Source organism: Myxosarcina sp. GI1(2024) (assembly GCF_053543375.1).
On record NZ_JBKGTY010000001.1, the window covers coordinates 1,084,753 to 1,104,222 of the forward strand.

Sequence of the window (19,470 nt, forward strand, 5' to 3'; positions counted from 1 at the left end):
TTTTGTTTGAATTCAGCATCGATCGAAGTTTACAAGCATTGAAAAAAACTAAAAAATCGATCGAGCAATGGAGCAATTCTAGATTCCATCACTGTAGAAATTGCCCCAAACGATCGCTGACGATCAATTTTAAACTTCAGCCACTCGACTAGTTTGAGTATCGTAAACGGGATAGCGAAAGATTGCCGCGATCGAACTCTTTTCTGGCATTTTGTCTGACTCTAAAATATAAACCTTGCCACTCTGTAAAAAGGTATGCATCGCCGCATAATCTAGTAAGTCAATGTCTTCATCTTCATGTTCGGCGTGAAGTTCGATTCTATTAGCTTGTGGGTCGAATTTACCCCATTGTTGAGCGTCAGCAGCAATTAGCAGCGTGTCTACTTGTCCGTTATAGGCAGCAGAAACAATTTTTTCGAGCTGTGCGCTGGCTTGCTGAGCGTTGAGAGATTCGTGGAATTGAGCGATCGCCTCCTGACGTTCTGCTGCTAAATGCGGTTCGATAATTTGCCATGCTTGGCGGTGCAGTTCTTCTGGTTTGATATGTTCGGGATTGCCCTCTATTCCAGACTCCAATAAATTACTGTATGAATTGACTTCATGGTAGATCGGTAACAGAAAATTAGCTCCTGCCAGAATTAAAGGGATTTTTTCTTCATTAAGCAGATCCTGCAAGCCTTTGTCTATCGCCAACAAGAAACGTCGAATACCTTCTTTGTCTTCTGTAGTACCTACACCCTGTCCGTGAAACGTCGGCTTAGAACCGCTACTATCGGTACTGTGAAATTGTAGCTGTTTTTCGGGGTCGTCGTATTTAAGGGCTTCTGCCAAACTGTCTGGTACTCCTTGAGGCAATTCTAGCTCTTTAATACTGTAGTGATTGCCTTGGAAAAGTTTAACTTGATTTTGCGACAGTGCCAAAAGGTAAAATCTACTGTTTCTGGTAATTACCGGTAGCAATGGTTTGAGATGGGGACGATTGCCGACAACTACCAATTCGGCGAAGTTATATGGCAAACGATAATAACGTAGAGTTTCAGGAGCGATAAATACTGCCAAACCTTCATCTTGATGCTGCCAAAAATCGTAATTATCCATTGTCGCTCTAGCTTCTTGCAACAGCTCGTTGACATCGCTATCCCTTAACCCAAGCTCGACTAACTGTTCTTCAGCCTGACCGATTAAATTTTTGAAACGAATTGGATTTTGACGAGTTTCTGCACCAGCTTTTTCGGCTGGCATATAGATACTAATGCAAGGTTTACTGGTTTCGGACAATAAATTTTCTAATTCAGATTTTGACAATAGGGTCATAAATTATGTTATTCCTTAATGTTTATATTTTTTTAGGTTTAATTACTTTATTGTCAGAACAATTTTTTCCAGCTGACATCCTTCTAAGGTAAGGAATTTATTGTATACCTCGAGCTAGTGTTAGTAACTCATTACTCAAATAAGGAAATTTCGGTCAACTGCTTAACTTCCACTGGTGCCAGCCTGTCTTTACCTTGATTTAATCTACATGGTGTATATAACTACTAATAACCAAAAAATTTAAACTATAAGAATAAATTCTAAATATGGCAACGATTGTGGATATTAATAAAATTATTGGCAAGACTCCAATGGCGGAGAGATCCCTAGATAAAGGTTTCTATCTAGCGGCACAAATTTTCGCTCTAGCAGTTGCGGGCGTTCTCGTCTGGATTACGATTCAAGTTTTTTTACAAGCTATGCCTGCCATCCGAGAATTCGGTTTGGGTTTTTTAGCTACTAGCAGTTGGAATCCGGTCAATCAAGAATATGGAGTTTGGCCTGCCATTTACGGTACGATTATCAGTTCGGCGATCGCCTTATTAATCTCCGTACCTATAGGTTTGGGAGTAGCGATTTTTCTCAGCGAAGACTATCTGCCCCCCAAATTCCAGAGAGCGATCGTGTTCTTAGTAGAGTTGCTAGCGGCGGTTCCTAGTGTGGTATATGGTTTATGGGGCATTTTCGTCTTGATTCCCTTTCTTAAGAACATCAGCCCCCTTACAGGACCGGGAATGCTACCTGCAGCACTGATTTTATCGGTAATGATTTTACCCACAATTACCGCGATCTCTCGCGATTCGATTATCAACGTTGACATTGGGTTACGCCAGGCAGCAGTTGGCTTGGGTGCAACTCGTTGGGAAGCAATTTTAAGAATCATCATCCCGGCAGCCTCTTCAGGAATTATCGGTGGGATCATGTTGGCACTGGGTCGCGCGTTAGGAGAAACTATGGCGGTGACGATGTTAATCGGTAACTCCAACAGAGTTAGTTTATCGGTTTTCGAGCCTTCTAATACGGTTGCTTCTCTACTTGCCAATCAATTTGCCGAAGCCAGTGGCTTACAGGTATCGGCATTAATGTACGCCGCCCTAATTTTGTTTCTAATTACTTTAGTAGTAAACGTTTTGGCACAGTTAATTGTGACCAGGCTACAGAAAATTTAAGTTAATCTAAATCGATAAATTAAGCAACATGACTACCGAATTTATTAGCAAACAGCCTAGCTTCGACCCGGCTACCCTCAAACGCAATCCCTCATCACCAAGAACCCTATTTGGATTGATTATGAGCGGTATTGCCGGACTGTTTACAGTTTTAGCTCTCATACCTCTATTTATCATTTTGGCTTATCTATTGACTAAGGGGATTGCCTCCTTACGTCCCGCAGTATTTGTCGAATTACCACCACCTCCATTAGTAGAAGGAGGAGGTTTTGGCAATGCCCTTGTCGGTACTATCATCATGGTGGCAATTGGAGGGTTAATTAGCGTTCCTATTGGGATTATGGCAGCAATTTATCTCTCTGAGTTTAGTCAAGGTAAGCTTGCTGAGTGGATTCGTTTTGCTACTAACGTTCTCAGCGGCGTTCCTTCAATTATTATTGGAGTATTTGCTTATGGTGTAATCGTTCTAACCACCGGGTCTTATTCTGCCTGGGCTGGCGGATTTGCCCTGGCAGTTTTAATGTTACCGATTATCGTTCGCACCACCGACGAATCATTAAAGCTAGTGCCCCAAGAAGTTCGGCAAGCGGCAGTAGGGGTAGGAGCCAATCGATACCAAACTGTTCTAAAAATAGTATTACCTGCAGCAATTCCGGCAATTATTACGGGAATCACCCTAGCTGTAGCGCGGGCAGCAGGAGAAACCGCCCCGCTAATTTTTACGGCTCTATTTACTCAATTTTGGCCTAACTGGGATAATCTCTTAATGGAGCCTACCGCATCTTTGTCGGTATTAGTTTACAATTTTGCGATCGTCCCTTTCCAAAATCAGCAGGAGTTGGCTTGGGCAGCAGCGTTTATTCTGGTGTTACTAGTATTAGTTACCAGCATTATTTCCCGAATTGCTACTTCTCAGCGAACTTATTAAAAACCTGTCAACGATTAACTAAAGCTGTATCTCTTGCCAATCGACCATCTTCCATATGTATGATGCGATCGGCAATGTCTAAAATACGGTTGTCATGAGTTACCAAAAGAATGGTGCAACCCCTTTCTTTAGCCAGCTGCTGCATGATTTCGACGACATTACGACCAGATTTACTGTCTAGTGCGGCGGTCGGTTCATCTGCCAAAACCAACTGCGGCTGACTGACTAAAGCGCGGGCGATCGCTACTCGTTGTTGCTGTCCTCCAGAAAGGTTACCGGGATAAAAATTTAATTTATCTTCTAAGCCTACTGCTTCGAGGATGTCCTGAGTCATGACGCTACGTCGTTCGAAAGCAATATCTCGATGTAGTCTGAGAGACATTCGTACATTTTGTTCTACTGTCAGACAAGATAGTAAGTTGTGAGATTGAAAGATAAAACCGATTTGATGGCGAACTTCAACCAATTCATTTTTACCCGCACCATACAATTCTCGTCCTAAAACTTTAACGCTGCCTGACTGTACGGAACGTAAACCCCCAATCAAAGTTAATAAGGTGGTTTTACCACTTCCCGAAGGACCAGTCATAATCACGATCTCACCGGCAAAAATATCTAAATTTACATCAAACAATACGGGTTTGCGTAATTCTCCCTTACCAAAAGCATGATCGAGATGGCGAATGGTGATAACTGAAGTAGGGGTCATGGTTAGTGTTTAGTTAATTGTCGAGTACTAAGTAAAATGACACGAATAAAAATTTTTTTCACAACTTTCTCAAATTTTTGTTATTTAGAGGTTATTTTTCGGCTATTACTAACATTTCATAGTCTTCAGTTGTTAATCGGTCATTGCGACTAAAAGCAGCAAGTTTTGCTCCGAATATGTCAATAACTTTAAAATTGAGTGTTTTTAGAAGCCAGGTGATTTCCGATGGAACATAATAACGTTCGTTGCATTTTAATTCTTTGGTGTTACCGAAATCGTCTTCAATCTGGATAGTATGGCGATCGCGAAATGTCATTAAATCAAATGAATTATTAATATATTTAGCATTTCCTTCTTGACTTGCTGAAGCGAAAAATTCTTGCACAGAATGAAACAAAGGAAATAATCCATTTAAAGTAGTAAATATTAATTTTCCATTGGACTTTAAAGCATTAGTTGCATTGCGAAGAATTTGAAAATTCATCTCATCCGTTTCCATTAAAGAAAAAGCTCCCTCACAAAGCATAATTACTAAATCAAATTCATCAAAAAAAATCAGTTTTCTCGCGTCTTGTCGTTCGAAATTAATTGATAAATTCTGTGCAGATGCCTTTTCTTTTGCTCTGTTTAAAAGAGATTCGGATAGATCGATTCCTGTAACGGTATATCCTCTTTTTGCTAACTCAATAGAATGTCTTCCAGTTCCACATCCAATATCTAAGATTCGGGTAGTTCGATCGTAGTTGATTTCTTGTTCGATAAAATTACATTCTCCAATTGTTCCTTGCACGAAACTCTCGCGATCGTATTTTTTACCGTAGTCTTCAAATAATTCTTCATACCATTGTTTCATCTTGTTTTATCCTCCTCTAAAATATCTCCGCAGGATCGGCAGATTGGAGTTTGCGAATGGCGATCGCACCAGAAGCCAGACACATGGTAACTGTGAGGAAAAATACTCTCAAAGCTACCTGAGATTGCATGGCTAAGGGCATCTTAGTTAGAGTTTCCAGCAAGCCATACATTCCCAGAGAAACACTGAAACCGGGTAAAAAACCCAATACGGCGAGGATAACTGCTTCTTGAAAAACTATAGCGAGCAAGCTTTTATCTGGATATCCCATCGCTTTGAGGGTAGCGTATTCGGCTAAATGGTCGTTAACGTCGGCAAATAAAACTTGATAGACAATTACTACCCCAACCACAAAACCCATTGCTACACCAAAGTTAAAAATCGTTCCTGCAGGGTGATTTTTATCCCAAAATTCTTTTTCGGCTTCAATAAACTCTTGATGAGTCATTACTGCAACCTCACGAGGTAAACTAGCCCGAACTTGTTGCTTGACTGTCGATAAATTCTGCTCGGATTTTACACTCAGCACCCCGACTTTTAAATTCTCAATACTATCTGCACCGTATAATCGAAGGTAATTCCAGTCGCTAGTAATTAAATATCCTTCCACAAACAGAGTGCTACCGAAAGTAAACATTCCGCTAACGCTAATCCTGCGTTCTGATATTTCTGTAGTGATGGTTTCTCCGCGAGCGAAAGTTTCGGCAATTGGACCTAAGTCTGGTCTGGCTCGGCGATCTACTAATACTTTATCTGGTAATTTGATTCGGTCTAGCTGTTGGTTGACTTCGGGCAAATTTAACACGGGACGAGCGGGATCGAAAGCGAGAATAGCAACATTAGTTACTTTTTTATTCCAAGGATTGACCCAACCTGCATGGGAATAGTAAAAAGGGCTAGCTGAGGCAACACCTTCTACCGCAGCAGCTTGATATAAATGGCGACGAGAAAAAGTTTGACCGTCATCTAAAAATTTAGCCCGCGAACTAACTAAAAATAAATCTCCATTGAGATGTTCGTGAAGACGAGTTACTCCCCCAAAAATGCTGTTATAAAAGCCAAGCTGCATGAAAATTAAGATATCTGCAAAGGCAATTCCTGCCACTGCGACTAACAAACGCACTCGTTGATGACTTAATTGCGCCCAACCTAAAGGAGGTTCTTTGGTAAATTTTTTTAAAAGCATAGTTATTAGAGAGTATACAGTCGTATATCTATTAACTTAAAAAGAAGAAGATTTAACTCTAAAACTTAACGGCTACTTACGATTCGACGAACAACTAACCACTATCCAAATCGATGCGAACTCTTACTTGTAAGTAGGTCAGTCCCGCCACTTGGTTACTGTCTTCGGGATCGAGGCGTATTTTTACTTCCACAACTCTGGCATCTTTATCGGCGGCAGGATCGGATTCTAGTACGTCTTGTTTTTTAATTTGTAAGCCGATATCTTCTACCGTTCCTTGTAGTGTTCCTTCAAAGCCTCCATGTTCGCTGATGACAGTGGCTCGCTTTCCTACTTTTACTTTGCCGACATCGGTTTCATAAACTTCAGCGATCGCATACATCTGGCTAGTTCTACCTAGTTCGACAATCCCTTCACTGGTGTTAACTTGTTCGCCAACGTGGGTATTGATCTTGAGAATTTGACCGTCTATGGGTACGCGCACGTAATAGTCTTCTAGTTCGGATTCAATTCTGTTGACTGTGGCTATCGCATAATCCACTTCGGCTCTAACTACTGCTAAATCTACAGGACGAACTTCGGTTAACTTGTCGAGCATGGCTCGTTCCCGAGCAATTTGTTCTTGTAAAGTTGACACCGTGTTTTCTAGCTTGGCTTCTAGCCGATTTAATTGAGCTTGCGCTCGATGATATAGTTCCTGGCGATCGTCTAAATCTGCTCGACTAACTGCTCCATCTCGATAGAGGGTTTGATAGCGTTGGTAGTTGATTTGGGCATTTTTCAATTCAGCTTGAGCCTCGGCTATTTCTGCCTCCCTTTCGATAGTTTCGGTGCTTAATTGAGCTTTTAGGCGGCTAATTAGGGCTTTTTGTGCAGATATTTCGGCTTGTTTGCCTTCTCCTGCCTGAATTTGGGTCAATTTGGCTCGATAAATTGCTAGATTTTTCTTGGCTTCGGCAAGTTCTGCTTGTTTTTGGTCTAATCCTTGTAGAGTAGCAATTAACTGTTTGGCAGTAACGCGATCGCCTTCTTCTACCAGTAACTCATTGACACGACTATCTTGAGCATTAGCTACCGAAAGTTTAATCACTTCTCCTTCTGGTTCCAATCTACCTAAAGCCGTTACCGCTATCGGTGCTAGCTCGGTAATCGGTTCTGGCTCGATAGTTGGTGTGGATTTTTGAGCGTGATACCAGTAAGTCATTCCTCCTCCCAAAGCCGCGAGGGCTACGATCCCGATTAACCAAGAATTGAGCTTTTTCTTAGCTAATAGCTGCGATTTTTCCTGAGGAGGTGGATTTGTTGACTTTTTGTATCGTACAACTTCCATATTCATCTAACAAAGAATATATTGAAAGTAGATAATTACTCTTCAGACTCGTTTCGTCCCTGCCATATCCAATCGGTTTATATTCATAGTTCTAGAAAAATAACTTGAAGAACTTGTGAGGGTTTAGTAGCCACTAACTACTAACCAATAACCACTAACCATTAGCCGAAAAATGGAAAAATGGATATAGATACTTTATTAACTAGATATGCCGCAGGCGATCGCGATTTCAGCAATGCCGAGTTGAGTGGAGCTAACTTAACCGGCGCAAAGCTTAGTGGGATTAATTTGATTCGCGCTGATTTGTCCCGTGCCATCCTGAAAAACGCCAATCTTAGCGGTGCATTTCTAATCTTGAGCGATCTTAGAGAAGCAGATTTGAATGGTGCCATCTCGATCGTCGTCAATTTTAGTGGTGCGAATCTTCAAGGAGCAAATTTATCTCATAGCCAACTGACTGAAGCCATACTAACTGGTACTTGGTTACAACGAACTAATTTAACCAATGCCAATCTTCAAGGTGCAATCCTTGCAGGAGCAAATCTGATTGAAGCTAATTTACAGGGTGCCGACTTACGGGGAGCAAATCTTTACGGTACCGATTTACGCAAGGCAGATTTAACTGGTGCGATGATGACTCATACCAATTTAAGAGGCGCAAATTTAGAAGGCGCAATCATCCCAGATAAGGCGCTCGCAGTTTGAGCGAAGAAATTAAAAAACTTACAGCAAGAGGGAAAGAACAATGACAGATATAAGCGAGTTACTAGAAAAATATGCCGCAGGAGTGAGAAACTTTGCCGGTGCCAATCTTAATGGAGTCTGTCTATATCGCGCTAATCTCAAGGAAATTAATTTACAAAATGCCAATCTCATTGGTGCCAATTTGAGTGGTGCAGATTTATCCGATGCAGATTTAATTAAAGCCAATCTAATCGGCGCTAACCTGAGTGGTGCTAACTTAGTTGGTGCTAATCTCCGTGATGCTGACTTAATTGGCGCAAATTTAGGGGGTGCCAAACTAGCTAATGCCAGCCTACAGGAAATTACACTCAATGGCGGTAATCTGAGCGGTACCAATTTAAGCGGTGCGAATTTGAGTCTGGCATCTCTAAAAGGAGCTAATTTTAGCGGTGCTTTTTTAAATGCTATCCTTACCGAAGCCAATCTTCGCAATGCCAACTTGAGTAGCGTTAGCTTAGTAGAAGCAGATTTGAGTGGAGCCAACTTAGCAGGAGCCAATTTAGTTGGAGCTAATCTTTCTCAAGCTAATCTCTATGAAGCCATTTTGGTTGAAGCTAATTTGAGTAGTGCTAATTTAACCGGAGCAAATTTAAAACTAGCCAATTTGCATCGAGCCAATCTAAGTCAGGAAACCTTACAGGAATTAAAGAATGAAATTATCATCGTTTAGTTCTATCATATAACCCTTTAATCTAGTAATCGTTGCTATAAGTGCGATCGAAATCGACAAAATATTTTAGCGAGCGTGTTTGATTATTAATTAGACTATAAACAGATAGATTTCCGCGATCGCCCGGATTTGTATCGCATTGGCAAAGGGGAACAGGGAGTATTATTAGTCGAACCCTATAAGTCGGAAATTTTACCTTACTGGCGGTTTAAAAACCCCGAAATCGCTACCGAATCGAGTGAAAAGATTTACCAGCTATTTTTAGAATATTTAGCCAATGATGATTTTGTTGGCGCGGATATGTCGAGAAAATTTTTACAAATGGGCTATAATCGTTCTCGGCGTTACGCCAATCATAAAAGCGGCAAAAAGTACCGCACCAACCCTCAGCAAGCCGAGTCGCCAGAAGCAGAAAAAGCAGCCAGAAAAGAAATTCTGCCCAACGAACCCGATCCCGTCAAAGCTAAATCGGCAGAGATCTTTAAAGTCAAATGGCAGCAAGCTAAAAATAACTCTCAATATCAACAGCTTGCCCGACAGCATCGACAAAAATATGAAGCGAAGAATAATGACGCTCGTTGAGGAGCGATTGACAACTGTAGAGTGTCAGCTATGATTAACAACTAACAATCCCCGAAGCTCTATAGAGAATTAAATTGAATATTAGGTACGATAATTAAATCTAAATAATAGACAGTACGCTCTCGATTGAGGAAAAAATTCTTCGTGTATTTTATTGTTATTGGCGGGGGCGCAATTGCTCGCTATTTTGTGGCTTTAGCAGTCGAACAAGGACATCGAGTTACGGTAATTGATAAAAATCGATACCGCGCTCGCAAAATTTTGCAACAATACGATGTAAAAGTATTAAATGCCGATATCGCTCGTGGAAATATTTTGGATGAAGCTGAAGCAGATGATGCCGATGCGATTATTGCCACCACTGAAGACGACTCGGTAAATTTAATGGCAATGGTATTGGGTAAAGAGCGCAACGTTAAAAACCTCGTTACCATGATTCAAGATCGGGGACATCGAGGTATGTTTGAAAAATTGGGGGTTGGGGTTTTGAGCGAACCAGAAATGCTAATTGCCAAGCAGCTTTATAGTTTAATCGATCGCGATCGCTAAACGAGAGAGCGCGAGCTAAGTGAATTTAAAGGTTAATTTAACCATCAGAACAATCCTACGAGATCTGGGCTTGTTCGTGCACGTTCCTGGAGTAATGGCACTAATTGCCCTGCCCGTCTGTCTGGCGTGGGGAGAAACTTACGCCATACCTCCTTTTACTCTATGCGCTCTAGCTTCATTATTAACAGGACAGATACTATCTCGTTTTCGTCGAGCTAATGTTTCTAGCAGCATCGCTCACGCCATGTTAACAGCCGCACTCGGCTGGATAATTTTGCCCTCGATCGCAGCTATGCCAATTCTAGCGATCGCCAGAATCTTAGCAACCGTCCCGGGAACTTCTACGACCGTACTGCAATTTACCAATCCTGGGAACGCTTTTTTTGAATCGATGGCAGGGTTTACCAGTGCTGGACTGTCGATGGCATTACACTACGATGAATTGCCTCACTGTCTTCAATGGTGGCGATCGCTCATGCAGTGGGTGGGAGGTGTGGGGATAGTAGTATTGATTATTGCGGTAATCGAACCGAGTTCCAATCCCGACCGACTGTACTACGCAGAAGCCAGAGACAAGAGAATTGGTTTGACTGTGGAAAATACAGTGAAGTATATCTGGTGCATCTATTTGCTGTACACGATCTTGGGAATATTTTTGTTGCGAGTTGTCGGTATGTCTTGGTGGTCTGCTCTCAATCACAGCTTAACCGCTATTTCTACGGGGGGTTTTAGTGTCCGCAATGAGAGTATTGGTGCCTATGGTGCTAGTGTAAAAATTGCCATCATGATAATGATGATTTTGGGGGCAATTGGTTTTCCCGTTCACTATCGCTTGCTATATAAACGCCGCTTTAGTGCCCTAATCGAAAATAATCAGCATCAAGCCTTGTGGATTTTATTGATTTTAGGGACAGTAGGATTGGGATTATTAAATTATTTAGCCAATACTTCTACTTCTCTACTAGATACCTCGTTTCAATGGGTTTCTGCCTTGACCACTAGCGGCTTTAATACGGCACCAGTGAAGACTTGGAGTGAAGCAGCAAAATTATTGCTGGCGATCGCTATGATCGTCGGCGGTGCGGCTAGTTCTACTACCGGAGGTATCAAACTAATCCGCTTGGTGTTACTCTGTAAAGGTGTTGGCTGGAGTTTCGAGCGTATTACTCTGTTACCTCACCAAATGATGCGCTACCAACTCGATGGAAAAATTTTTTTTACCCGAAAAACAAGCTACGCAATTTATTGCAACTGCCGCTATTCTAGTTTTTTTGTGGTTGAGTTGTTTATCTTTAGGCGTATTAATTTTATCGACAGTGCAATCGCCGCGATATACTCTGGGGGATACTATTTTTGAAGCTGCTTCTGCTTTAGGTAGTGTAGGTTTATCGACGGGTATTACCCATCCAGATCTGCCTTGGTTGGGCAAGCTGGTTTTGATAGTTTTAATGTGGATGGGACGCTTAGAGATTTTTCCCGTGCTATTACTCGTTTCTTTACCGATAGGGTTAATCAATCGGCGTGTCAATAAGCATCGATCTGGTTGATTCCTCGAAGGCAGAAGTTGTGAGGAGTGAGTTGCAACAAGAATAAATTCTTTTAAACTCTATCGGGTGAATAGGGTCGCGAGCAACAAAACATAGCAACGCTTGAAACATTCTTAACAGACAGCCTCTGTTTTTTCTTCGTCAACTAGCAAAGTTAATCTCTCTGTGCTTTACCTCTAATTAAACTTCCAAATGAAGTAATTTCTCGTGACATTAGTTTATGGTTACTGTTTATCTTTCCAAGCCTCTGCTTTTGTCGGTTCTGAGGCGATATTCAAACATTTAACGCGACTGAAGACCGCTTTAAACAATAGATCGATTATTTCGATAATTTTATCATCGCAATCGATATCGTGCCTGGGGTTGAGATAATTACAAAGTAGTTTGGTTGCCTGTTCTTTAGTGCTTTTATAAATTCGCGAATATTTAAATTTTTTGCCAAATATCACTTGAATTAACCTATTTTTTCGACCGCAACTAAGTTATTCGACACGCCATTAAGGCAACAAGCAGCAGAAAAAGATAGTTTTTGCTCTCATTAATCTGAGAACCACTATAAAATAATCTAAATACTAACTAGATCGAGATTGAGTATCCGCTCGAGCTATTTTTAAATAAATTTTCGATCGCTTCTAACTGAGATTACGATATGGCAACCAGACGCATTGCAGAAATTCTCAAACACGGTCAACCAGACGAAACCGTAACTATTAAAGGTTGGGTCAGAACTAAGCGAGAACTAAAAAACTTTGCCTTTAGCGAAATTAACGATGGTTCGTCTTTGGCGGGTTTGCAGGTAGTTCTCGATGCCGACTTGCCCAATTATGACGGCATTATCAAACGTTTGAATACTGGTGTTGCAGTAGAGGTTACGGGAATATTGGTAGAGTCACCAGGAAAAGGGCAAAGAATCGAGCTAAAAGCCAATTCCGTTACCGTATATGGCGAAGCCGATCCCGAAACCTATCCCCTACAAAAAAAGCGTCACTCTTTTGAATTTTTACGCACCATCGGACACTTGCGATCGCGTACCAATACTTTGGGGGCGGTATTTCGGGTGAGAAATGCCTGTGCTATGGCTATCCATCAGTTTTTCCAAGAACGCAATTTTATCTGGATCCACAGCCCAATTATTACCGCTAGTGACTGTGAGGGAGCCGGCGAACTATTTACCGTTACTAGTTTAGATTTAAATAACGTACCTAAAACCAAGTCGGGAGCAGTAGACTACACTCAAGACTTTTTTGGCAAACCTGCATATCTTACCGTCAGCGGGCAGCTACAGGCAGAAGTTATGGCGTTGGCGTTTCAAAATGTTTACACTTTTGGTCCCACGTTTCGCGCGGAAAATTCTAATACATCCAGACATCTGGCAGAATTTTGGATGATAGAGCCAGAAATGGCGTTTTGCGATTTAGACGGCGACCAAAACTTAGCTGAAGAGTTTCTCAAATACATTTTTCGATATGTTTTGGATAACTGCCCCGAAGATATGGAGTTTTTTAACAAGTGGATCGATAAAACTTTACTGGCTAAAGCCGAAAATATAATTGACAGCGAGTTCGAGCGAATAACCTATACCAAAGCAATTTCCTTATTAGAAAAAGCCAAGAAGAAATTTGAGTTTCCCGTTGCCTGGGGCATCGACTTACAATCGGAACATGAACGCTATTTAGCCGAAGAACTGTTTAAAAAACCGGCGATTATTACCAATTATCCCAAAGAAATTAAAGCTTTTTATATGCGTCTGGACGATGACGGTAAAACCGTAGCGGCAATGGATGTCATCGCTCCGGGTATTGGCGAAATTATTGGCGGTTCGCAACGGGAAGATCGATTAGATATCCTAGAGAAGCGCATTAATCAAGCAAATATTATCGCCGAAGATCTTTGGTGGTACTTAGACTTACGTCGCTACGGTAGCGTACCTCATGCAGGTTTTGGCTTGGGGTTTGAAAGACTGATTCAGTTTATGACTGGCATGACTAATATTCGCGATGTCATACCTTTTCCCAGAACCCCTTTAAGTGCCGATTTCTAAATTCAGCCAGAGAAAAACAAGTTCATTACAAGCACGTAGCTAACAATTTAAATAATGAGTTTTCATCAAGAGTTTGGTTTACTATTAAGAGCCTGTTATCCTCTAATCTACATTCCCACTGTAGAAGAAGAACGATTAGAAAAAGCGATCGCTACAGTAGCACGAGAATTAGGCAATCGTAACGTTTATATTTGGGATTTTGTCAGTGGCTATCAAAACAATCCCAATTTTCGGGGTGTGGGCAAACGCAATCCCTTACAGGCACTAGAATTTATTACGGAAAAGCTACCCGAACAAGTAGGCGGTATTTTTATTCTCAGAGACTTTCACCGCTTTTTAGAAGATATTTCCATTTCTCGTCAGTTGCGCAACCTAGCACGGGTGCTTAAATCCCAACCCAAAAATATCGCGATCGTCGCTCCTCAAATTCAAATTCCTGCCGAATTAACCGAAGTTTTGACGGTAGTAGATTTTCCCTTACCTACAGCACCAGATATTAGAGCAGAAATCGAGAGATTAACTGCGGCGATCGACCAAAATCTATCGGAACAATTATTAGATGAACTGGTGCGTTCGGCTCAGGGATTATCTTTAGAGAGAATTAGAAGAGTTTTGACTATGGCGATCGCTACCAACGGCAGGATAGAACCCGAAGATGCCGAATTAATTCTCGAAGAAAAACGCCAGTCAATTCGCCAAACTCAGATCCTCGATTTTTATCCCGCCACCGAACAAATCTCCGACATCGGTGGTTTGGATAATCTCAAAGACTGGTTGCTCAGACGGGGTGGTGCCTTTAGCGAACGCGCTAGAGCCTACGGACTGCCCAATCCCAGAGGTTTATTACTGGTGGGCATTCAAGGTACTGGTAAATCCCTAACGGCTAAAGCGATCGCCCATCACTGGCATTTACCCTTGTTGCGGTTAGATGTAGGGCGTTTGTTTGGTGGTTTGGTGGGCGAGTCGGAATCTCGTACCAGACAAACTGTAGAATTAGCTGAGGCTCTATCTCCCTGTATTTTGTGGATCGATGAAATCGATAAAGGGTTTTCGGGTATCGACGGCAGAGGAGATTCTGGTACCACTAGCCGCGTGTTTGGAACTTTTATTAACTGGCTGGCAGAAAAACAATCCCCTGTATTCGTGGTAGCTACAGCTAACAATATTCGGGCTCTGCCGCCCGAAATTTTACGTAAGGGTAGGTTTGATGAAGTTTTTTTCGTGGGTTTGCCCAATTGTGAAGAAAGAGAAGAAATCTTTAAGGTTCATTTAGCTAGGTTGCGTCCCCACAATCTGGGAAGTTACGATATCAAGCGGCTGGCGTATGAAACTCCGGAGTTTTCGGGAGCCGAGATCGAGCAAACGATTATTGAAGCGATGCACATCGGCTTTAGCCAAAACCGAGACTTCGTTACCGATGATATTTTAGAGGCAGCCAGCCAAATTATACCTCTGGCTAAAACCGCTCAAGAACAAATTCAATTCATGCAAAAGTGGGTTGCCGCCGGAAAAGCACGGCTGGCTTCTAAAAAGAATAGTTTGAGCGATCGAATTCAGAGTCATTTTAATTAAAATTATGACCAAACACACTTGGCTCAGTCGTCTATCTGGTGCCGTGCAATTAGCACTCGGCTTTATTTTTGGAGTAGCTTTAACTGCCGGAGTAACCGTAGGTGCTGGCTACTATTACTTCAAAAAAATGTCGGTGTTGCCTGAAAAACCAATCTTTTATGAAGAAACTGCAGCAGCAAGAAAAGCTCGCCAACGTAGTGTCGATACAAAACCATTTTCTGAAACTCCTTCTGTAGAAAGAGCGGCAGAATCAAAACCAGAACCAGAACTCAAACCAGAACCAGAACCAGCAGAACCAGAACTACCGCCAAATGCCTACAAAGCAAAGGTTACTTGGCCTCAAGGTTTGAGTTTGCGCTCCGAACCAAGCGTTAATGCTGCTAGAGTTGGCGGTATTGCCTACAATAGCGAAATTATAATCTTGGAACAATCAGCCGATAATGACTGGCAAAGAGTACGTCTTCCCTGGAGCGAACAGGAAGGCTGGGTTAAAAATGGTAATACAGAACGAGTTTCTTATTAATAGGCTGTAAACTTTAAGTCACTAGGAAGTTTAGGAATGTTGTCAAGCAAATACTTGTTATTAAACGCCCAATTTTCTTTTGCTTCCTGACTCCTGACTCCTCCCTAATACCAAGATGTAGTCTACCCAAACGAAAACTGCTGTAAATTGAAGTGACATTAAGTAACAATAAAACTGTAGCGAAATATACTGTTTTTAAGTTTTAATAGAAATATCACCAATTATTTGAGCAACGCTTTATCGCATGCGCTGGAGGTTTCCTCCAGCGACTGATTGAGTCGCCTACCCAACCGTCCGAAAGCAAATAGTTGGATATTACAGGAGAAACTGATGGTTGAGACAATTTCCGCAGTAAAGACAACGGTAACTTCTTCTCCCGAGAAACAAAACCAACTCTCTATGTTTACCAGTGTCAGTCAGAGATTGGAAAAAGCCTTAAAGTACGTAAAAATTTCCGAAGATGCGATCGCTCGTTTGCGCTATCCTAAAGCCAGTTTGAGTGTTTCGATTCCCGTACGCATGGATGATGGTTCTCTGCGAGTATTTTCTGGCTATCGGGTTCGTTACGACGATACTAGAGGACCGGGGAAAGGAGGAGTACGTTACCATCCCAATGTCACTCTCGATGAAGTTCAGTCGCTAGCTTTTTGGATGACCTTTAAATGTGCGTTATTAGACTTGCCTTTTGGTGGCGCGAAAGGTGGAGTAGCTGTCAATCCTAAGGAATTATCGAGAGCCGAATTAGAAAGATTGAGTCGGGCTTATGTAGATGCAGTTGCCGATTTTATTGGTGTTGATGTAGATATTCTCGCCCCTGATGTCTACACTAACTCAACCATTATGGGTTGGATCATGGATCAATACAGCACGATTAAACGCCATCTCTGTCGGGGAGTAGTAACGGGAAAACCCCTTACACTTGGTGGCAGTCAGGGAAGAGATGCGGCAACGGCAACGGGTGCATTTTACGTAATGCAAAATCTCTTACCCAAGTTCGAGCGGACTCCACAAGAAACTACCGTTGCCATTCAGGGTTTTGGTAATGTCGGTGCGTCTCTAGCCGAGTTGTTAGCCAAAGCAGGATATAAAATAGTGGCAATTAGCGACTCTCAAGGAGGAATTTACGCTCCCCAAGGTTTAGATATTCCTAGCGTTCGCGAACATAAAAATAGCAGTCGTCAAATTCAAGCAGTCTATTGTCAAGATAGCGTTTGCAGCATTGTCGAACATCAGAAGATCTCTAACCAGGAATTACTTGCCTTAGATGTGGATGTCTTGATTCCTGCGGCATTGGAAAATCAAATTACGGTAGCTAATGCTGCAGATGTGAAAGCAAAATTTATCGTTGAAGCGGCGAATGGTCCGGTTACTACAGAGGCCGAGCGCATTTTACAAGCAAAAGGTGTTTGTATTTTTCCCGATATTTTAGTCAATGCTGGCGGTGTCACGGTTAGTTATTTTGAATGGGTGCAAAACCGCAACGGTTGGTATTGGACTTTAGAAGAGGTCAATCAACGTCTGCAAATTAAGATGATAACCGAGGCTCAACACACTTGGGCGATTGCTCGCGATTTACAGATAGATCTGCGAACTGCTGCCTACGTTCATGGATTAAACCGTCTAGGGGAAGCTTTGGATGCTAAAGGAACCAAAGATTTCTTTAATGTTCGGCAATAGGAATTGGCTCAGAAAGATTAATGTAGAGATTATCTACTAAAATCGAAATAGCTTTAAGTTTGGCAGTCTTTTATGAATATTTCAGAACATCCCTATGAAGTTATCCTCATTGGAGGCGGAGTTTGCGGTACTGCTTTACTATATGTTTTGAGTAACTATACCAACATCAACAATATTGCTTTAATTGAAAAAGAGCCAGAGGTTGCTTTAGTTAATTCTAATAAAAATAATAATAGTCAAACTCTTCATTTTGGTGATATTGAAACTAACTATAGTCTCGAAAAAGCTAGAAAGGTAAATCATGCTGCTAGTTTGGTTAAAAACTATCTTTTGAATTACGATCGCGACTCGGAGATTTATACCAAATACCATAAAATGGTTTTGGCAGTTGGCGAAAAACAAATTGCCAACTTAAGAGAAAGATATCGAGAATTCAAACAATTATTTCCCGATTTACAGTTATTAAATAGAGCGGAAATTGCCGAGATAGAACCAAATGTCTTGAGAGCGAGAGATCCAGAAGAAGAAATTTTAGCTTTATTTACTCAAGAAGGCTATACCATTGACTATCATCGACTAGCAGTATCTTTTTTAAAAAACGCTACGGGCGATCGTTCTAAAAAAAATATCGATACGGTGATGGGAACAAAGGTCAAAAAAATAACCAGAAAAAATGACCTTTATTATATTCAAACTGGAGACAAAACTTTAACTGCCAAGACAGTTGCCGTTACTGCTGGAGCACATAGTTTATTATTTGCCAAATCATTAGGATACGGTTTAAACTATGCTTTACTCAGCGTTGCCGGAAGTTTTTATTTTGCTCCCGAACTTTTAAACGGCAAAGTATATACCGTGCAAAGAGAGAAACTACCTTTTGCTGCCATTCATGGCGATCCTGAAGTTGATAATCCAAAAATTACTCGTTTTGGTCCCACTGCTAAAGTTTTACCCCTATTAGAACGGCGTAATTATTCTACATTTATTGAATATTTTCAAACTGCAGGTATAAGTCTTAAAGCCATTCAAAGTTTTCTAAAAATCCTTTCTGACCCAGTTATTTTTAAATATATTTTGCTTAACTTTATTTACGATTTTCCTCTAATTGGTAAGAGATTGTTTATCAAAGAAGTAGAAAAAATTATTCCTTCAATTGAGTTAAAACAATTAAAATTTGCCCGGGGATATGGCGGAGTTAGACCACAAATCGTCAATCTCAATACTAAAGCCTTAGAAATGGGTGAAGCCAAAATTACCGGAGATAAAATTATTTTTAATATTACTCCTTCTCCTGGCGCATCCACCTGTTTGCAAAATGCCTTGGATGATACGGAAAAAATCGTTGCTTTTTTGGGAGATAAATATAAATTCGATCGCCGCAAATTTTCTGAAGAACTCGCTGACAATACTTTAGCTAGTTATTAACTCGCTCGGGTTTATTTAATTACACCAATTCGCTCTAAAGGCCAAAAACGAAATATAGCATGTCCGATAATGTTTTTGGTAGGCAAAAATCCCCAGACATGAGAGTCATTGCTGTTGTTACGGTTGTCTCCCATTACGAATACTTCGCCTTCGGGAACGGTAACCAGTGGAAGATTATAGGCAGGAGGTTCGGCAATATATTTTTCAGTTAAAGGGTGGTTATTGACGATGACTATACCCTCTTTTACTGCAATCGTATCTCCTGCTGTAGCGATCGCTCTTTTGATAAAAGCCTGATTTTTTTGATAGCCTAAGACTCTTAATTTCATCGGTGGTTGAAAAACTACGATATCTCCCTTAGCAGGAGTAGAAAATTTATAAGCAACTTTTTCCACCACCAGGCGATCGCCACGTATCAAAGTTGGTAACATTGAATCAGATGGAATATAGCGAGGTTCGGCGATAAATACCCGAATTAAGAATGCCAAAACTAAAGCTATTCCTACAGTAGTAGCGTTTTCTCTAAATTGCCCTCTCCAGTTAGTTTTTTTAACTTCTCGTTGAGGGTTGTCTATTTTAGAAGTGGAGTTATTCTGTTTAACGTTGAGGTTTTTTTCTTTCAAGGTCATAAATTGTTGACGGTGTAGCCTG

19 protein-coding genes and 1 pseudogene are annotated in these 19,470 nt (G+C 41.3%); 13 read left to right on the forward strand and 7 right to left on the reverse strand.

Annotated elements, in window-relative coordinates:
* Positions 1–129: 129 nt before the first annotated feature.
* Positions 130–1,314, reverse strand: a complete 1,185-nt coding sequence (locus ACLFKQ_RS05180) for a baeRF7 domain-containing protein (protein WP_448998795.1) — start codon at positions 1,312–1,314, stop codon at positions 130–132.
* A 266-nt stretch (positions 1,315–1,580) separates the two neighbouring features.
* On the opposite strand from ACLFKQ_RS05180, the gene pstC reads away from it, so the two are divergent.
* A complete protein-coding gene (pstC, locus tag ACLFKQ_RS05185) occupies positions 1,581–2,483 on the forward strand; it encodes a phosphate ABC transporter permease subunit PstC (RefSeq protein WP_448998796.1) in 903 nt (300 codons plus the stop codon).
* A gap of 28 nt (positions 2,484–2,511) precedes the next feature.
* On the forward strand, positions 2,512–3,411 hold the full coding sequence (pstA, locus tag ACLFKQ_RS05190) for a phosphate ABC transporter permease PstA (protein WP_448998797.1): 900 nt from the start codon (positions 2,512–2,514) through the stop codon (positions 3,409–3,411).
* A 7-nt stretch (positions 3,412–3,418) separates the two neighbouring features.
* On the opposite strand, the gene ACLFKQ_RS05195 is transcribed toward pstA, so the two are convergent.
* From ACLFKQ_RS05195 to ACLFKQ_RS05210, 4 genes are all read right to left on the reverse strand, one after another.
* Positions 3,419–4,120 carry a DevA family ABC transporter ATP-binding protein gene (locus ACLFKQ_RS05195; protein WP_448998798.1) on the reverse strand — a complete coding sequence of 234 codons (702 nt, stop codon included), beginning with the start codon at positions 4,118–4,120 and terminating at the stop codon, positions 3,419–3,421.
* Positions 4,121–4,211: 91 nt separating this feature from the next.
* Positions 4,212–4,973, reverse strand: a complete 762-nt coding sequence (locus ACLFKQ_RS05200) for a class I SAM-dependent methyltransferase (protein ID WP_448998799.1) — start codon at positions 4,971–4,973, stop codon at positions 4,212–4,214.
* Between the two features lie 16 nt (positions 4,974–4,989).
* On the reverse strand, positions 4,990–6,159 hold the full coding sequence (gene devC / locus ACLFKQ_RS05205) for an ABC transporter permease DevC (RefSeq protein WP_448998800.1): 1,170 nt from the start codon (positions 6,157–6,159) through the stop codon (positions 4,990–4,992).
* 94 nt (positions 6,160–6,253) lie between these two features.
* Positions 6,254–7,489, reverse strand: a complete 1,236-nt coding sequence (locus ACLFKQ_RS05210) for an ABC exporter membrane fusion protein (RefSeq protein ID WP_448999459.1) — start codon at positions 7,487–7,489, stop codon at positions 6,254–6,256.
* A 180-nt stretch (positions 7,490–7,669) separates the two neighbouring features.
* Here ACLFKQ_RS05210 and ACLFKQ_RS05215 point away from each other — a divergent pair, with 180 nt between their 5' ends.
* From ACLFKQ_RS05215 to ACLFKQ_RS05240, 6 genes and pseudogenes are all read left to right on the forward strand, one after another.
* The gene (locus tag ACLFKQ_RS05215; RefSeq protein ID WP_448998801.1) at positions 7,670–8,194 is read left to right on the forward strand and encodes a pentapeptide repeat-containing protein; all 525 of its coding nucleotides are present in this window, start codon (positions 7,670–7,672) and stop codon (positions 8,192–8,194) included.
* Between the two features lie 40 nt (positions 8,195–8,234).
* A complete protein-coding gene (locus ACLFKQ_RS05220) occupies positions 8,235–8,903 on the forward strand; it encodes a pentapeptide repeat-containing protein (protein WP_448998802.1) in 669 nt (222 codons plus the stop codon).
* 63 nt (positions 8,904–8,966) lie between these two features.
* Positions 8,967–9,485 (forward strand): annotated as a pseudogene (locus tag ACLFKQ_RS05225) (DUF4385 domain-containing protein).
* Between the two features lie 144 nt (positions 9,486–9,629).
* On the forward strand, positions 9,630–10,034 hold the full coding sequence (locus tag ACLFKQ_RS05230; RefSeq protein ID WP_448998803.1) for an NAD-binding protein: 405 nt from the start codon (positions 9,630–9,632) through the stop codon (positions 10,032–10,034).
* 19 nt (positions 10,035–10,053) lie between these two features.
* A complete protein-coding gene (locus ACLFKQ_RS05235) occupies positions 10,054–11,391 on the forward strand; it encodes a TrkH family potassium uptake protein (protein WP_448998804.1) in 1,338 nt (445 codons plus the stop codon).
* Positions 11,312–11,581, forward strand: a complete 270-nt coding sequence (locus tag ACLFKQ_RS05240) for a potassium transporter TrkG (protein ID WP_448998805.1) — start codon at positions 11,312–11,314, stop codon at positions 11,579–11,581. Before ACLFKQ_RS05235 ends, ACLFKQ_RS05240 begins: the two co-directional genes overlap by 80 nt.
* Before the next feature lie 224 nt (positions 11,582–11,805).
* On the opposite strand, the gene ACLFKQ_RS05245 is transcribed toward ACLFKQ_RS05240, so the two are convergent.
* Positions 11,806–12,030, reverse strand: coding sequence for a hypothetical protein (locus ACLFKQ_RS05245; RefSeq protein WP_448998806.1), 225 nt, complete (start codon positions 12,028–12,030; stop codon positions 11,806–11,808).
* A 200-nt stretch (positions 12,031–12,230) separates the two neighbouring features.
* Here ACLFKQ_RS05245 and asnS point away from each other — a divergent pair, with 200 nt between their 5' ends.
* The 5 genes from asnS to ACLFKQ_RS05270 all read left to right on the forward strand — a co-directional run bounded on the left by asnS (position 12,231) and on the right by ACLFKQ_RS05270 (position 18,819).
* Entirely contained in the window at positions 12,231–13,622 is a 1,392-nt protein-coding gene (asnS, locus tag ACLFKQ_RS05250) for an asparagine--tRNA ligase (protein ID WP_448998807.1), read from the forward strand.
* A 54-nt stretch (positions 13,623–13,676) separates the two neighbouring features.
* Positions 13,677–15,194, forward strand: coding sequence for an AAA family ATPase (locus ACLFKQ_RS05255; RefSeq protein ID WP_448998808.1), 1,518 nt, complete (start codon positions 13,677–13,679; stop codon positions 15,192–15,194).
* Positions 15,195–15,198: 4 nt separating this feature from the next.
* On the forward strand, positions 15,199–15,717 hold the full coding sequence (locus ACLFKQ_RS05260) for an SH3 domain-containing protein (RefSeq protein WP_448998809.1): 519 nt from the start codon (positions 15,199–15,201) through the stop codon (positions 15,715–15,717).
* Between the two features lie 399 nt (positions 15,718–16,116).
* Positions 16,117–17,394: a Glu/Leu/Phe/Val family dehydrogenase gene (locus ACLFKQ_RS05265; protein WP_448999460.1), complete on the forward strand. Its 1,278-nt coding sequence runs from the start codon at positions 16,117–16,119 to the stop codon at positions 17,392–17,394.
* Between the two features lie 72 nt (positions 17,395–17,466).
* Positions 17,467–18,819 (forward strand): FAD-dependent oxidoreductase, encoded by a 1,353-nt coding sequence (locus ACLFKQ_RS05270; protein WP_448998810.1) that lies wholly within the window; start codon positions 17,467–17,469, stop codon positions 18,817–18,819.
* Between the two features lie 11 nt (positions 18,820–18,830).
* Here the strand turns inward: ACLFKQ_RS05270 and lepB are convergent, their stop codons facing one another.
* On the reverse strand, positions 18,831–19,448 hold the full coding sequence (lepB, locus tag ACLFKQ_RS05275) for a signal peptidase I (protein ID WP_448999461.1): 618 nt from the start codon (positions 19,446–19,448) through the stop codon (positions 18,831–18,833).
* Between the last annotated feature and the right edge of the window lie 22 nt (positions 19,449–19,470).

Excerpts from the sequence above, each read along its gene's own strand:
- ACLFKQ_RS05195 (WP_448998798.1), bottom strand. The coding sequence starts at position 4,120 with ATGACCCCTACTTCAGTTATCACCATTCGCCATCTCGATCATGCTTTT.
- lepB (WP_448999461.1), bottom strand. The coding sequence starts at position 19,448 with ATGACCTTGAAAGAAAAAAACCTCAACGTTAAACAGAATAACTCCACT.
- pstC (WP_448998796.1), top strand. The coding sequence starts at position 1,581 with ATGGCAACGATTGTGGATATTAATAAAATTATTGGCAAGACTCCAATG.
- ACLFKQ_RS05260 (WP_448998809.1), top strand. The coding sequence starts at position 15,199 with ATGACCAAACACACTTGGCTCAGTCGTCTATCTGGTGCCGTGCAATTA.
- asnS (WP_448998807.1), top strand. The coding sequence starts at position 12,231 with ATGGCAACCAGACGCATTGCAGAAATTCTCAAACACGGTCAACCAGAC.
- ACLFKQ_RS05210 (WP_448999459.1), bottom strand. The coding sequence starts at position 7,489 with ATGGAAGTTGTACGATACAAAAAGTCAACAAATCCACCTCCTCAGGAA.
- ACLFKQ_RS05270 (WP_448998810.1), top strand. The coding sequence starts at position 17,467 with ATGAATATTTCAGAACATCCCTATGAAGTTATCCTCATTGGAGGCGGA.
- devC (WP_448998800.1), bottom strand. The coding sequence starts at position 6,159 with ATGCTTTTAAAAAAATTTACCAAAGAACCTCCTTTAGGTTGGGCGCAA.
- ACLFKQ_RS05255 (WP_448998808.1), top strand. The coding sequence starts at position 13,677 with ATGAGTTTTCATCAAGAGTTTGGTTTACTATTAAGAGCCTGTTATCCT.
- pstA (WP_448998797.1), top strand. The coding sequence starts at position 2,512 with ATGACTACCGAATTTATTAGCAAACAGCCTAGCTTCGACCCGGCTACC.
- ACLFKQ_RS05200 (WP_448998799.1), bottom strand. The coding sequence starts at position 4,973 with ATGAAACAATGGTATGAAGAATTATTTGAAGACTACGGTAAAAAATAC.
- ACLFKQ_RS05220 (WP_448998802.1), top strand. The coding sequence starts at position 8,235 with ATGACAGATATAAGCGAGTTACTAGAAAAATATGCCGCAGGAGTGAGA.
- ACLFKQ_RS05265 (WP_448999460.1), top strand. The coding sequence starts at position 16,117 with ATGTTTACCAGTGTCAGTCAGAGATTGGAAAAAGCCTTAAAGTACGTA.
- ACLFKQ_RS05215 (WP_448998801.1), top strand. The coding sequence starts at position 7,670 with ATGGATATAGATACTTTATTAACTAGATATGCCGCAGGCGATCGCGAT.
- ACLFKQ_RS05180 (WP_448998795.1), bottom strand. The coding sequence starts at position 1,314 with ATGACCCTATTGTCAAAATCTGAATTAGAAAATTTATTGTCCGAAACC.